Below are 13,334 nucleotides of genomic sequence, written 5' to 3'. Positions count from 1 at the left end.
TTTTCCAACTTTTCAAACACCAAAAGAGACACCTTTTCAAGTGTCCCTAAACGTATACCATTATGAATAGCCTGTTCCTAAGTGTTCTTTCTAAACGCCATCAAATCATCTCATTTTACTGTATTCACGAAATCATCAATTTTTTTTTCAATTTCATCTCTTAATTTTCTCGCCTTATTCTTTATCTCTTCCATTGAACCTGTAAATTTTTCAGGATCTTGGAAGTCACTCCAGCTCAACCTAGTAACTACTCCAGGGAAAATTGGGCAATCTTCTTCCTCTCCTCTATTGCATACAGTTATCACGTATTGATATTTTCTTCCTTCATTGTATAAATCCATAAGTCTATCAACACTGTTGTTTGAAAGATCAATGCCATGTTCTTTCATCACATCAATTGCAAGTGGATTTATAGCTTTTACCCTAAATCCCGCACTTTCAGCTTCAAAATTGTCGCCATATTTGTGATTTAAAAAAGCTTCGGCAATCTGACTGCGAAATGAGTTAGCAACACAGACAAATAAAACTCTGATTTTTTCATTTTCCATAGCATATCCTTATATAACGATGATTTCACGTTATACTTACCTTTCACATTTTAAAAACATAGTAATTGCTAATTAACATTATATAAGCATTTCTATTCTATCTCTATCATGATTGAGTAAAATAATTGTAAATTATAGATCAAACAATCTGTTTTTAAGATTAATAATCTTTTCTTCAATCGTCTGAATGGTCTTCTCAAATACTTCATCCGTTTTGCCTGACGGATCATCTAGACCCCAGTCTTCTCTCATTTTGCACGGCAGTGATGGGCAATTCACATTACATCCCATTGTTATCACAACATCTGGGTTTGGAATATCAGTGATTAATTTATTTCTTTGTGTTAGCTCCATATCTATCCCATATATTTTCTTCATTAATCTAACTGCATCTGGATTGATATGATCTTTTAACTCAGTACCAGCAGAATAACTGTCAAATGCATCACCTGCAAGGTGTTTTCCCAGTGCTTCTGCGATCTGGCTCCTACAAGAATTATGCACACATACAAAAGCAACTTTTGGTTTAGTTTCCATATTTTCTTCCATTATCAAATTCTCCCCATTCGTTATATTCGTTTATTCATTATTTGGTATCGCGCCCCGTTCGTAATACGGTTGCAAATGAGTCCATTAGATCTGACTCTATTATTTCCTGCGCCATTTTCTCTATATCATATGAAACTCTTACAAATTCAACTTCAACTTCCAGTTTGTCTCCAATTGTTATTATACAATAACAGGCTCTATTATCTCCATCTTTGGGTCTGCCTACACTTCCTGCATTGATAAACAATTTCCCCTTTACCTTTTTTACATAGGGAAGATGGGTATGTCCAAATACTATAATATCTTCTTCCAGCTCTTCCGCTATTTCTTCCTGCTTTTCCCTATCATCTTCATAAAGATAATCTGTTATGGAAATCGGACTGGCATGAGTAAGCAATATACTTTTCCCCAAGATCTTAATCGTTAATTGCTCTTCAAATTCTCTCAGATACTCTTTATTCTCAGCACTGGTATGTTCTACTGTCCAGCTAAGTGCATTTTTTGTCTTTGCTTTATCATTGTCGTTATTAATATTACATCCACACGTAGGAAGATAAAATCCTACTGCTTCATCGTAGTTTCCAAGTATTGATACAATTCCATTTCGTTTTAACAGATCAATCACTTCATCCGGTCTTGTGCCATATCCGACAGAGTCTCCAAGGCAATATACTTGACTCATATCAATATTTCTTTCCTGTATATCAGCAAGCACACTCTTAAATGCTTCAATATTCCCATGTATATCTGAAATAAATACTATTTTATCAATCAATAATTACACCTCTTTTCTAAACATCAGAACATTCACTTAATAATTCATACAATTGAACTTTTCCTCTGATGCATCTTTCACAAGTTCATTTGCTGTTTTTAAAATTAATCTGATTTTCTCGTCCTTGATACTATAATAGATAAATTTACCTTCCTGTCTTGCTTCTACAAGGTCACCTTCCCTTAGACATTTCAGATGATTCGAGATCTTTGACTGGCTAAAACCGGTATCATTGATAATCTCAGATACCGTCTTCTCACCTTTAATAAGGCTCTCAAAGATGCATAACCGGTTATAATCTGCAAATCCTTTAAAAAACTTACTGATTAATTTTAATCGCATAATATCTTCAGTTGTTATATGCTGATCCATGTAATATTTCCTTCTTTCATAAAATCATATCATTATATGTTAATATGATTTTACCATTTATTATTTCATTTTTCTATTGCTTTATCAAAAAAGTATGCCTCTAAATAATTAACCAAATCTTCCAGTTATATAATCTTCTGTTCGTTTGTCCTTTGGTTCTGAAAAAACATCTGATGTCTTTCCATATTCTACAAGATTTCCATTCAGAAAATATCCTGTATTATCCGATATTCTAGCAGCCTGTTGCATTGAATGCGTGACTATGACTACGGTATATTCTTTCTTTAAGTCCTGTAATAAGTCCTCTATTTTTAATGTGGCAATAGGATCCAATGCTGATGTTGGCTCATCCATTAAAATAATTTTTGGTTCTATTGCAAGACAACGAGCAATGCAGAGTCTTTGTTGCTGTCCACCTGATAATTCAAGTGCTGATTTACCAAGGTTATCTTTTACTTCATCCCAAAGTGCCGCTTTTCTAAGACTTGTTTCAACCAACTCGTCTAACTGCTTTTTATTTTTTATCCCATGCCTTTTCGGCGCATAAACAAGATTGTCATAAATTGATTTCGGAAAAGGATTCGGTCTTTGAAATACCATTCCGACCTCTTTTCTTAATTCAAAAACATCATAATCTTTACCCAAAATGTTTTCATCCACAATCCATACCTTTCCCTCAGAACGGGTTCCATCAATTAAATCATTCATTCTGTTTAATACACGCAAAAAAGTCGATTTTCCACACCCTGATGGACCGATTAAAGCGGTTATTTTTTTCTCTTCTATTTCTATATTTATGTTATCCAGTGCTTTTACACTTCCATAATAAAAGCTTAGGTTTTCTACTTTTATTTTACCTTCCATATCTTCCTCATTTCTATTATCAGTCTATTTTCTTCTGGTACTTATTGCGTAAGATGATAGCTGCCGCATTAGCTGATAAAAGAAGTACCATCAACACCATAATCCCTGCAGCCGCCACATTCTGGAACTCTGCCTGAGGTCTTGATGTCCAGTTGAAAATTTGTATTGGTAATACGGTAAAAGAGTCCAATGGTCCACTTGGTAAAAATGCAATATATCCGGCAGCGCCTACCATAATAAGTGGTGCAGCCTCTCCCATTGCTCTTGATATTGCTAAAATTGATCCGGTAAGTATCCCTGGAATTGCAAATGGAAGTGTCACTCCAGCAATGGTTCTCCATTTTGTCATTCCTAATGCAAATGATCCCTCTTTCAGACTTAACGGAACACTTTTTAATGCCTCCTGTGAGGATACAATAATGGTTGGTAATATTAAAATACTTAAAGTTAATGCTCCTGATAAAATGCTACGCTCCAAATTCATGAACCTTACAAAAACTGCAAGTCCTAACATGCCATATACAATAGAAGGCACACCTGCTAGATTCGCAATGTTTATTGTAAGTAATTTATAAAATATTCCTTTTTTATTTGCATATTCTTCCAGATAAATAGCAGTTCCTACACCTACCGGAAGCGCTATGAGTGCAGTTAGACCAATTGTCCATATACTTCCCACTAAAGCAGAAAGAATTCCAGCCTTTTCTGGACTTCTTGAAGGCATACTGGTTATAAAATCCCAGTCTATCCACTTTATACCCTCACTAAATATCTGATATAGTAAAATACACAGTACCAAGATTGAAAATAAAATGGATAGTAATAAAATAGAATAAAAAATATTATTTTTTATTTTTCTTATATTTATCCTCTTTTGATCAATTAAGCTTAAATCACTAATTTGTTTATCATTAGCCATTTAGATACCTCCTATTTCTGTTTACAACAGCTCTTGCTATAATGTTCATTAAAAATGTTACCCCAAATAAAAGAGAACCCACTGCAAATACCGTATTATATTCTATTGTCCCATGCTGGATATCTCCAAGGCTTATATTTACCATAAATCCTGTCAATGTCTGTATACTCTCTAAAGGATTAAGTGTCAGTACCGGGCTTTGCCCTGCAGCAATTGCCACTATCATGGTCTCTCCAATCGCTCTTGAAATTGCAAGAACAAAAGCTGATGCAATACTTGAAAAAGTTGCAGGAATAACTACTTTTGTGGCAACCTCAAATTTTGTGGCTCCTAGAGCATACGCTCCCTTTCTAACAGAGTCTGGAACAGCCATCATGGCATCTTCACATAAGGATGCTACCATAGGTAAAGTCATAATTCCTACTGCTATACTTGCACTCAAAGCATTAAATATCTGAGTTTGCGGAAGCAATTTTTGAAGAATCGGTGTAATAAAGTTCAGTGCAAAAAAGCCATATACGATAGATGGGATTCCTGCTAGTATTTCCAAAATAGGTTTAATAATCTTTCTGGCTTTCTTCGGAGCATATTCACTTAAGTAAATAGCACTTCCCAGTCCCATTGGTAAAGCTACGATGCTTGACCCAATTGCAATCATTAAGGTTCCAATGAGCAAGGGAAGTACACCAAAATTTCGTGGAGTTAAGGTAGGTGTCCATTTTGTTCCTGTGAAAAACTCAACAATCGAAACTTCCTTAAAAAAAGTGATTGTTTCTCCAAAAAGTGTAAATATAATAGCAATGGTTGTCAGAATGGAGATTGTAGCAAAAAGAACAAGCACTTTTTCTACTACAATTTCCAAAATATCAACTCTTTTTTTCTTTTTTAGTTTGATACCTGTTTTAGTTTCTTTCATTCTCTACCCCATACAAGTGAATCGAAACGTACACTTTGCATGCACGTTTCGATACTATTTTACTTTCTACTGAAGTAACTCTAATTCAGTTTCATATTCTTCTTCTGGTAAGGATACATAGCCTACTTCTGGTACGATATCCTTAGCATTTTCTATATAAAACGTAACAAATTCTTTTACTTCTTCGCGTTTGAGTGATTCATTATTAACATAGATAAAAATTGGTCTTGATAACGGTGCATACTCTCCACTTTTGATGGTATCGAATGTTGGAGTAATCGCTCCATTTCCATTATCAATTGGTACAACTTTTAATTTATCCTGGTTTTCCTCGTAATAAGCAAATCCAAAAAATCCTAATGCATTTTTATCTCCTGCAATCCCTTGAACCAATACGTTATCATCTTCGCTGCCTGTAAAATCAGATCGAATTGCACCACTCTCTCCATTGATTTCTTCTGTAAAATAATCAAAGGTTCCTGAGTCTGTACCAGGTGCATAAAATTTAATTTCTTCGTCTGGCCATTCTGCACGGACGTCTTTCCAAGTTTTTACTTTACTGTCTGGCATCCATATAGCCGCTAATTCTTCGACTGTTAAATAGTCAACCCATGTATTATCCGGATTTACTAGTACTGATAACCCATCATAAGCTACTTTGAATTCTGTATATTCTACACCAGCATTTTTAGCACCTTCGGCTTCCTCCTCCTTAATTGGTCTGGAAGCATTGCTAATATCCGTCTCTTTTGCGATGAACTTCTTAAAACCACCACCAGTTCCTGATACACCAACTGGAATTTTTACATTTGGTTCCACCATATTAAACTCTTCAACGATTGCTTCCGTAATGGGAAATACCGTCGAGGACCCATCAATTCGTATTTCACCTGACAACTTACTGTCAGATTCACTTTCCTTTTGTCCACACCCTGTAAATGCTAATGTCAGTGCCAATACACTTACTAATAATACACTCTTTTTACTAATCAATTTTTTCATTTCAATTCTCCTTATTGTCTTATTCATCTAACATTTTCTCGATGATTGATCTACTTCTACTCACAATACTTCTATAATTTAAATAACCGAAGATAAATAGCGCTGCTAACAAAATGATTAATCCAAACATACTCACCACCATCCATTTCTTTTTGCATATTCTTTACATTTATTATATCTCATGAATGAATTAACTATCCTCTTCATGCATTTATTATATATCATGATATGCTGATATGTAAATATCAATTGTGTTAAGGTTATGTAAAATGGATGTAAAGTTATAACAAAAAATAGGCAGAAGAAAATTTTTATTCTCTTCCGCCCATTTTTCTATTTTAGAATGCTCTCATTGTATCTTCATTAATCGTTTCTGCTTTCCATTCAATTACCGCAAAGTTGCCATCTGCATGCTCATCAACCTTATTGATCCATTCAATTTCATTACTTGATTTTGCTGACAGCAATTTATTCGTAGTACCAGTACGATAAAGGGATGAATTTATAACCCACCATTTTGTGGCTATACCTGCCCGTTTTAAATCTTCTTCTAAGCGCATTGCTTCATAAACCGGAGTGGTTTCAGCAAGTGTCACAATAATAACTTCTGTTTCTTCTTTATTGCGTAATCTCGGCAACAATTTCTTAGCTGATTCGGGAATATCACCCTGGGAACGCTTGATCTCTTGATTATAGCTCTGTGTAGAATCGAGGAGTAATAGCGTATGCCCTGTCGGTGCAGTATCAATTACTACAATCTGATCTTCTGCCTTTTCAACAATATCTGCAAAAGCTCTGAACACAGCAATTTCTTGTGTACAAGGAGATCTTAAGTCTTCTTCCACATATGCAATATCTTCCTCCGACATAGTTTCTCTTGCTTTTGAAAGTACTGCTTGCTGATACTTGCTTAGTTCCTCTTTTTCATCAATATGACTCATGGTAATACCATCTGTCTCATTCATGACAAATTTAAGATGAGCCGCAGGATCCGTTGTCGTTAGGTGTACCTTTTTCCCTTTTGATGCCAATCCTAGTGCAATAGAAGCTGCTATTGTTGTTTTACCAACACCGCCTTTTCCCATTGTAAAAATAACTTTTTTGTTGGTTTGATATAAATCATCTATCACATCTTTAAGTCCTGGAATAACATCTGCTTTTATTTTTTCTTCTCTAATTGTATAGTTATCCTTTTCAAGTAAGGACCTTACATTTTCAATCCCTGTTATATTATAAGCTCTTAGCGGTATAGAATAAGTTTTTAATTCCCTTAATTCTTCAGGCATACCACTAAGTGCGATTTGTTGCTTATTATATAAGCTTTCTGAAATAGTATCATCATAGGATGATAGTACTCCATTTAATATCATCATTTGATTTTTCACGCCAATATCTGCAAGTTCACTAGATGCTCTCGCTGCTTCTTTTAAAGGTGTTACCTCTGGTCTTGAAACTAATATTAAAGTTGTAAGGTTTCCATCAGCTAGTGTTTCTACAGCCTTTTTGTAAATTGCTCTTTTACTTTCTAGTCCTGACAATTGCCCTAAACAGGAAGCACCGTGCGTATTTTCACTGATAAAATTACTCCAAGCTGATGGAAGTTGCAGCATCCTTAATGTATGCCCTGTTGGTGCAGTATCAAAGATGATAAAATCATACTCATTTTGAACTTTTTCGTCCGTTATAAATTTAGAAAATTCATTAAATGATGCAATCTCAACGGTACAGGAACCGGAAAGCTGCTCCTCCATATTTTTTAACACTACATCGGGTAACTGTCCTCGGTACGGTGCGATAACACTTTCTCTGTATTCCGCAGCCGCTTCAATCGGATCCAGGTTTGCTACAACAAGATTAGGAACTTCCTGAATCGCAACTCCTTTATTATTTAATTCTGTCTGAAATACATCTTGCAAGTTTGATGCTGGATCAGTGCTGATTAGCATAACTTTTTTTCCAGAATCAGCAAGAGATACAGCTGTCGCACAGGCAGTTGAAGTTTTTCCAACTCCTCCTTTTCCTGTGAAGAAAAGATATTTTGTAAGTACTACTTTTTGTATGTTAAAGTTTTCCATTATATATTCACTTCACTCCTTTTCATTACTCATAACTGTTATAGTTAAAACAGTCTACGTCTTTGCACTTTATTTACATTGTCACCTTCATAGGTTATTGCTTTTTTCGGGCATAAGTTGCCACAACCATGACACCCTTGTATACATCCGTCTGGATAAACCACAACAGGTTTTGGCATTTTTGATTTGTCATAAACACCCTGCCTGCATTTATTAACACACTTTCCACATTCACAACATCTATTGTAATCAATAATAGGATACCAACATTTTGACATTATATTTTATTCTCCTTAAAAATCATTCAAATTTTACTATCTAAATGGTATCTAGAATTATTTAATCCTAATGTCTTTTAAAAGTTGTATCTTTTTATCTTCTTCTACTGAGTTTTCTTAGTAAATTAGCAGTCATCCTATTAGAAATACCACCATAGAACTTGATCTCACCATTAATTGCTGTTAGCGGAAGACTATAACCTTGATTCATTGCATCAATTACATAGCCATAGTCTTCCATATCATCCATGAGAATATCAATAAACTGTATTTTGAACTGATTGGTATACATATTCTTTGTCAAAAAAGTGTGAAATTCACGATACATTTCATCCATTGTTTTTGATGAACAGCTTTTTCCATTGCAGTTACAACCAACTGCTTGATTTCGAATCCCAAAAACATCAATTGTTATTTCTCCTGACATCTAAAATATCGCCTCCAGCAATACAAATAATTAACAGCAACAATCTCCGCCAGAGCATCCACAACCCTGATTTTTATTATCTGTAGCTTTCGCCGGACTTGGTTTTTCTCCAATATAACTTTTAGGTACATTAAGTAATTTTACAAATTCATCATTGGATGGATATCTTCGCGTGATTGCGATTTCATCATCTATAACAACAACTGGTAATCCATCAACTCCATTTTCTTTAACATAATTATTTATTGTTTTATTCGTTACAAATTCCTGTGGATCGTTTGAAAGATTAAACCGATTAACAAGTACTCCATTATTCTCCAATGTGTTTAATACCGTAGAAATTCTTAATAATTCTGGATCAACTCCTACACCGCAAAGTCCAGTTGAACAGCACATAGCTGGTTCATAAATTTTCATAGTTTTCATTTTCATACCTCCTATATTGGTTATCAGTTAAATATTTTAGTGTCAAAATACTTCTTTTTAAAATGTAACGCAAGATTTACCTACCATAGATTTCCACAGCTAGGGCAGTAATCAACGCAGTCTTATTATCCAAATATAAATACTAATTCATCCTTATGATATTAAATATTTCATCATCTTTTTGTGAATATCCATTTATATCATTTAACGAATATTTTACTTTGAGTTGATCTGAAACTCCATTCTGGTTGGAATAGGAAATTTTCAATTCTTCGTCAATTGGGTTTAAACCACTTTCCCAATTTAAAATTTTACCTGAATCTCTTCTATTACTCATACAAAAAACTCCTCTCTACTAAACGAATAATTAGATATTTAACAAAAAATGATTGTATCGTCTAAACTAGTTTCCTTAACTATTATGAATTCTTTATATGTGAAAATAATTTATTCTTATCATTGTATACTATTTACTAGCGAGAGAATCTTCTGGAAACCAATGAATCGTCTTATTTGCTATTTTAACCAGTATTAACATAATTGGCACCTCAGTCAATACTCCTACAACTGTAGCCAGTGCTGCTGGTGACTCCATTCCAAATAAGGCAATTGCAACCGCAACTGCAAGCTCAAAGAAATTAGAAGCACCAATCATTCCTGCTGGAGCTGCTATATTATGAGGAAGCTTTAACACTCTTGCTACCAGATATGCAATAAAGAAAATTAAAAATGTCTGTATGGTTAATGGCACTGCTATCAGTAATATGTGTAAAGGATTATTTAAAATAACATCACCCTGGAAGGAGAATAAAAGTACCAGCATCAGTAACAAACCAACTATTGTTGCATTATCAAACTTAGGCAGAAACTGATTTTCAAAATATTCTGTTCCTTTCTTTTTACTGATATACATCCTTGTTAATACACCAGCTGTTAACGGAACTACGACAAACAAAACAACTGATAAAATTAATGTATCCCAAGGAACTGATACTTTACTCACTCCAAGTAAGAATTTTACAATCGGAATAAATGCCACCAGAATAATTAAATCATTGGTTGCTACCTGCACTACCGTATAGGCTGGATTTCCTTTCGTCAACTGGCTCCATACAAAAACCATTGCAGTACATGGCGCTGCACCTAATAAAACGGCTCCTGCTAAATATTCTTTTCCTAAATCTGCTGGAATCATTCCCTTAAATACGATATAGAAAAAGAAAGAAGCAATTCCAAACATCGTGAATGGCTTAATTAACCAGTTTGTAATCCATGTTACATATAATCCTTTTGGGTTTTTCCCTACATTTTTAACACTTTCAAAATCCACCTTCATCATCATTGGGTAAATCATAACCCAAATTAGTATTGCAGTAGGTATGGACACTTTTGCATATTCAAACTGATTAAAAAACGCAGGTACCGAAGGTAAAAACTTTCCAATTAATACCCCTGTAATCATACAAAGTGCCACCCATATGGTTAAGTATTTTTGAAAAAATCCAATTCCTGTTGATTTTTCTTTGTTCATTTTTCTCTCTCCTTTAATGTGTTATCTTAGAATTTGCACAGACATCAATGGTTTTGTATTTTTCGCATTGTTCATGGTCTGCCTGATAGGTTGGTAGTTCAACTAACTTTTGCAGTAAATACTCCCATAGGTTTTTGTGTTCTTCTTTAAAGCTTTCGCTTATTCCATAATATGCCCATTGTGCTTTCTTATAATAATGCAGAATTCCACAGTTTTTAAGTACAGTCAGATGTCTGGAAGCGTTTGACTGTGTCATATTTAAACAGACCTCAATCTCACAGACACACATTTCTCTTTCTATCAGTAAAGTCAGAATTCTTAACCTGCTTTCCTCTGATAGTGCTTTAAAGATATCAACCACGGTTTCACCCCCTCCATATAAATAATTATATGAGCATATATGCATATTCTATGCACTAAGAAATCATATGTTACAATGTCTTCATAGTTTTGATATAATTCTTATGCCCACCAGATAAATTATAAACTTCCTTAAATCCATGGTTTAATAAAATATTCTGCGCCGCATTACCAGTTACACCTTTATTGCAATAGGTTACGGTTATCGCCTCCTTATCAAATTTGTCTAAGGAATCTCTTAATTTGGCATGGGGTACGTTTACCGCTGTTTCTATATGATCTTGTTCGTATTGGGAGACCGCTCTGGCATCTATTAACTGATAGTTCTTTTCGGATTTTATTAATTCTTTCAGTTCTTCAGAGGATATAAGCTTTCTATCAGAATGAATCGCATTATCTAAAATCATGCCTGTATACATAACAGGATCCTTTGTAGTAGAAAATGGCGGAGCATAAGCCAAATCAAGATGAAACAGGTCCTCCACCTGCGCTTTATAACTAATTGCTGTAACAAATACATCAATTCTTTTATCTACACCTTCAAAACCTACAATTTGGGCACCCAATAGTTTTCCAGTATCTTTATCAGCAATGCCTTTGATAACCATTTCTTTACCACCCATATATTCTGGCTTATTTGGCTTAATATTATGGTAGGCTACAACATGATATCCTTCCTTCTTAGCCTCTCTTTCTGATAATCCAGTAAGTGCTACTGTCATACCAAAAACCTTGAAAATTCCGGTTCCAAGAATGCCTCTGAAAGATAGGTTTCCGCCTGTTACTACATCCCCAGTGATTCTTCCGGTTTTATTGGCAGTAGATCCCATTGGGCGGTATACTGGTTTTCCAGTAACTACATGATACTGCTCTGAGCAATCACCGCAAGAGTAGATGTCTTTCACATTTGTCATCATCTTCTCATTGACTTTAATGGCTCCTGTTACTCCAAGTTCAATACCAGCTTTTACTGCAAGTTCTGTATTCGGTCTTACTCCTGTTGAAAGAAGTACAAAATCAGCATCTACTTCTCTTCCGTCTTCCAAAATTATCTTATTTTCTTTTATTTCTACTACTGATATATCTTTAAAAAGTTTCACACCGTTTTTCTCTAAATGTTCTTCTAGATATACTGCTATATCTCCATCAAGACCCGGAGTTACTTGAGGAAGTCTCTCTACGAGTGTAACATCGATACCAAGCTCTTTCAGGTTTTCGCATACTTCCAAGCCTATAAATCCAGTTCCAATGATAACTGCTGATTTGGGTGTGTATTCATTGATGTAAGCTTTGATTTGTTTCATATCACCAATATTTCGTAATTTAAACACATTTTTATGCTCTGCCCCTTTGACGGGTGGTATAACAGCAGACGCACCAGTTGCTATTATAAGCTTATCATAATGATCTTGAAGGATATCACCAGTAGACAGATTTTTTATCTTCAGTGACTTATTTTTATGATCAATGGACAGCACTTCGTGTCGTATGAAAATATCTACATTATATTTACTTTTAAAAAATGCAGGATCACGAGGGGTAAGTTTTTCTGCATTCTCTACCTCACCACCGATATAATAAGGCATTCCACATCCTGAATAAGAGATAAAACTGTCTTTGTCATAGATTATTATGTCAGCATTCTCATCGTTTCTTCTCGCTTTAGCAGCTGCTGATGTACCTGCGGCTACCGCACCAATAATAATTAATCGCATTTACTAACCTCCTTAGAATTTTTACAGATACAGTTTTCCTGTTCCGTTGTAATGCTATTCCAGTAATTTTTCATTTCTGCTATTAACTCAGTATTATTGCTGTACCGAATCCAAGATCCTTCTTTCTGACTTTTCACAAGACCGCATTCTATTAATATCTTCAAGTGGTAAGATAGTGTAGGCTGAGTAATCTCAAACGATTCTAAAATATCACAGGCACAAAGTTCACCACAGGATAACATTTCTATTATTTTAAGTCTCGTAACATCACCTAATGCTTTAAATACAGGTGCATAATCTACATTTAAATCCATTCTCTATTAATCTCCGTTCCCATATATATTATTTGTTTTATCCTAACATAGATATTTGTCTATATGTAAAATTATAAACACCATATAGATATTTGTCAATATGTTTTGTGTAATTTTTGTATAAAATATTCATGTATTACTCTAGTTGTTTTATTAAACCCTCTTCCACATTTTTAATTTAACCATTTCAACGCAAAAATACTCCCTTTATTGAAGACGTTATTTATACTAACGTTCTACTACAAAGAGAGTATTCTATTAAT

Annotated in this window: 17 protein-coding genes; all 17 read right to left on the bottom strand. The window is 34.4% G+C overall.

What is annotated here, in order from left to right; all coding sequences use genetic code 11:
- Positions 1-110 precede the first annotated feature (110 nt).
- The 17 genes from V7D18_RS05605 to V7D18_RS05525 all read right to left on the bottom strand — a co-directional run bounded on the left by V7D18_RS05605 (position 111) and on the right by V7D18_RS05525 (position 13,071).
- The gene (locus V7D18_RS05605) at positions 111-548 is read right to left on the bottom strand and encodes an arsenate reductase ArsC (protein WP_426152272.1); all 438 of its coding nucleotides are present in this window, start codon (positions 546-548) and stop codon (positions 111-113) included.
- Between the two features lie 132 nt (positions 549-680).
- Positions 681-1,097, bottom strand: coding sequence for an arsenate reductase ArsC (locus tag V7D18_RS05600; protein ID WP_426152270.1), 417 nt, complete (start codon positions 1,095-1,097; stop codon positions 681-683).
- Between the two features lie 37 nt (positions 1,098-1,134).
- A complete protein-coding gene (locus V7D18_RS05595) occupies positions 1,135-1,872 on the bottom strand; it encodes a metallophosphoesterase family protein (RefSeq protein ID WP_426152268.1) in 738 nt (245 codons plus the stop codon).
- Between the two features lie 36 nt (positions 1,873-1,908).
- On the bottom strand, positions 1,909-2,244 hold the full coding sequence (locus tag V7D18_RS05590) for an ArsR/SmtB family transcription factor (protein ID WP_426152266.1): 336 nt from the start codon (positions 2,242-2,244) through the stop codon (positions 1,909-1,911).
- A gap of 108 nt (positions 2,245-2,352) precedes the next feature.
- On the bottom strand, positions 2,353-3,108 hold the full coding sequence (gene pstB / locus V7D18_RS05585; protein ID WP_426152264.1) for a phosphate ABC transporter ATP-binding protein PstB: 756 nt from the start codon (positions 3,106-3,108) through the stop codon (positions 2,353-2,355).
- Between the two features lie 19 nt (positions 3,109-3,127).
- Positions 3,128-4,027, bottom strand: coding sequence for a phosphate ABC transporter permease PstA (gene pstA / locus V7D18_RS05580; protein ID WP_426152262.1), 900 nt, complete (start codon positions 4,025-4,027; stop codon positions 3,128-3,130).
- Positions 4,020-4,943, bottom strand: coding sequence for a phosphate ABC transporter permease subunit PstC (gene pstC, locus V7D18_RS05575; protein WP_426152260.1), 924 nt, complete (start codon positions 4,941-4,943; stop codon positions 4,020-4,022). Before pstC ends, pstA begins: the two co-directional genes overlap by 8 nt.
- Positions 4,944-5,009: 66 nt before the next feature.
- Positions 5,010-5,945, bottom strand: a complete 936-nt coding sequence (locus tag V7D18_RS05570; protein WP_426152258.1) for a phosphate ABC transporter substrate-binding protein PstS family protein — start codon at positions 5,943-5,945, stop codon at positions 5,010-5,012.
- A 338-nt stretch (positions 5,946-6,283) separates the two neighbouring features.
- A complete protein-coding gene (arsA, locus tag V7D18_RS05565; protein WP_426152256.1) occupies positions 6,284-8,020 on the bottom strand; it encodes an arsenical pump-driving ATPase in 1,737 nt (578 codons plus the stop codon).
- Positions 8,021-8,064: 44 nt separating this feature from the next.
- A complete protein-coding gene (locus tag V7D18_RS05560) occupies positions 8,065-8,298 on the bottom strand; it encodes a 4Fe-4S dicluster domain-containing protein (protein ID WP_426152254.1) in 234 nt (77 codons plus the stop codon).
- A 94-nt stretch (positions 8,299-8,392) separates the two neighbouring features.
- Positions 8,393-8,725 (bottom strand): hypothetical protein, encoded by a 333-nt coding sequence (locus V7D18_RS05555; RefSeq protein WP_426152252.1) that lies wholly within the window; start codon positions 8,723-8,725, stop codon positions 8,393-8,395.
- Between the two features lie 30 nt (positions 8,726-8,755).
- Positions 8,756-9,151 carry an arsenite efflux transporter metallochaperone ArsD gene (gene arsD, locus V7D18_RS05550; protein ID WP_426152250.1) on the bottom strand — a complete coding sequence of 132 codons (396 nt, stop codon included), beginning with the start codon at positions 9,149-9,151 and terminating at the stop codon, positions 8,756-8,758.
- Positions 9,152-9,293: 142 nt separating this feature from the next.
- Entirely contained in the window at positions 9,294-9,488 is a 195-nt protein-coding gene (locus V7D18_RS05545) for a hypothetical protein (protein ID WP_426152248.1), read from the bottom strand.
- Positions 9,489-9,617: 129 nt separating this feature from the next.
- Positions 9,618-10,682, bottom strand: a complete 1,065-nt coding sequence (gene arsB / locus V7D18_RS05540) for an ACR3 family arsenite efflux transporter (protein WP_426152246.1) — start codon at positions 10,680-10,682, stop codon at positions 9,618-9,620.
- Positions 10,683-10,695: 13 nt separating this feature from the next.
- Positions 10,696-11,043 carry an ArsR/SmtB family transcription factor gene (locus V7D18_RS05535; RefSeq protein ID WP_426152244.1) on the bottom strand — a complete coding sequence of 116 codons (348 nt, stop codon included), beginning with the start codon at positions 11,041-11,043 and terminating at the stop codon, positions 10,696-10,698.
- A 70-nt stretch (positions 11,044-11,113) separates the two neighbouring features.
- Positions 11,114-12,757, bottom strand: a complete 1,644-nt coding sequence (locus V7D18_RS05530; RefSeq protein ID WP_426152242.1) for an FAD-dependent oxidoreductase — start codon at positions 12,755-12,757, stop codon at positions 11,114-11,116.
- Positions 12,748-13,071, bottom strand: a complete 324-nt coding sequence (locus V7D18_RS05525; protein ID WP_426152240.1) for an ArsR/SmtB family transcription factor — start codon at positions 13,069-13,071, stop codon at positions 12,748-12,750. The genes V7D18_RS05530 and V7D18_RS05525 overlap by 10 nt, the downstream gene beginning before the upstream one ends.
- Positions 13,072-13,334 lie beyond the last annotated feature (263 nt).

The organism is Lacrimispora sp. 38-1, assembly GCF_049890855.1.
Taxonomy (GTDB): Bacteria; Bacillota; Clostridia; order Lachnospirales; family Lachnospiraceae; genus Lacrimispora.
The sequence above is the reverse complement of the archived record's forward strand: the minus strand, read 5'-3'. Positions and strand labels throughout refer to the sequence as shown.

Excerpts from the sequence above, each read along its gene's own strand:
- V7D18_RS05605 (WP_426152272.1), bottom strand. The coding sequence starts at position 548 with ATGGAAAATGAAAAAATCAGAGTTTTATTTGTCTGTGTTGCTAACTCA.
- V7D18_RS05600 (WP_426152270.1), bottom strand. The coding sequence starts at position 1,097 with ATGGAAGAAAATATGGAAACTAAACCAAAAGTTGCTTTTGTATGTGTG.
- V7D18_RS05590 (WP_426152266.1), bottom strand. The coding sequence starts at position 2,244 with ATGGATCAGCATATAACAACTGAAGATATTATGCGATTAAAATTAATC.
- pstB (WP_426152264.1), bottom strand. The coding sequence starts at position 3,108 with ATGGAAGGTAAAATAAAAGTAGAAAACCTAAGCTTTTATTATGGAAGT.
- pstA (WP_426152262.1), bottom strand. The coding sequence starts at position 4,027 with ATGGCTAATGATAAACAAATTAGTGATTTAAGCTTAATTGATCAAAAG.
- pstC (WP_426152260.1), bottom strand. The coding sequence starts at position 4,943 with ATGAAAGAAACTAAAACAGGTATCAAACTAAAAAAGAAAAAAAGAGTT.
- V7D18_RS05570 (WP_426152258.1), bottom strand. The coding sequence starts at position 5,945 with ATGAAAAAATTGATTAGTAAAAAGAGTGTATTATTAGTAAGTGTATTG.
- arsA (WP_426152256.1), bottom strand. The coding sequence starts at position 8,020 with ATGGAAAACTTTAACATACAAAAAGTAGTACTTACAAAATATCTTTTC.
- V7D18_RS05560 (WP_426152254.1), bottom strand. The coding sequence starts at position 8,298 with ATGTCAAAATGTTGGTATCCTATTATTGATTACAATAGATGTTGTGAA.
- V7D18_RS05555 (WP_426152252.1), bottom strand. The coding sequence starts at position 8,725 with ATGTCAGGAGAAATAACAATTGATGTTTTTGGGATTCGAAATCAAGCA.
- arsD (WP_426152250.1), bottom strand. The coding sequence starts at position 9,151 with ATGAAAACTATGAAAATTTATGAACCAGCTATGTGCTGTTCAACTGGA.
- V7D18_RS05545 (WP_426152248.1), bottom strand. The coding sequence starts at position 9,488 with ATGAGTAATAGAAGAGATTCAGGTAAAATTTTAAATTGGGAAAGTGGT.
- arsB (WP_426152246.1), bottom strand. The coding sequence starts at position 10,682 with ATGAACAAAGAAAAATCAACAGGAATTGGATTTTTTCAAAAATACTTA.
- V7D18_RS05530 (WP_426152242.1), bottom strand. The coding sequence starts at position 12,757 with ATGCGATTAATTATTATTGGTGCGGTAGCCGCAGGTACATCAGCAGCT.
- V7D18_RS05525 (WP_426152240.1), bottom strand. The coding sequence starts at position 13,071 with ATGGATTTAAATGTAGATTATGCACCTGTATTTAAAGCATTAGGTGAT.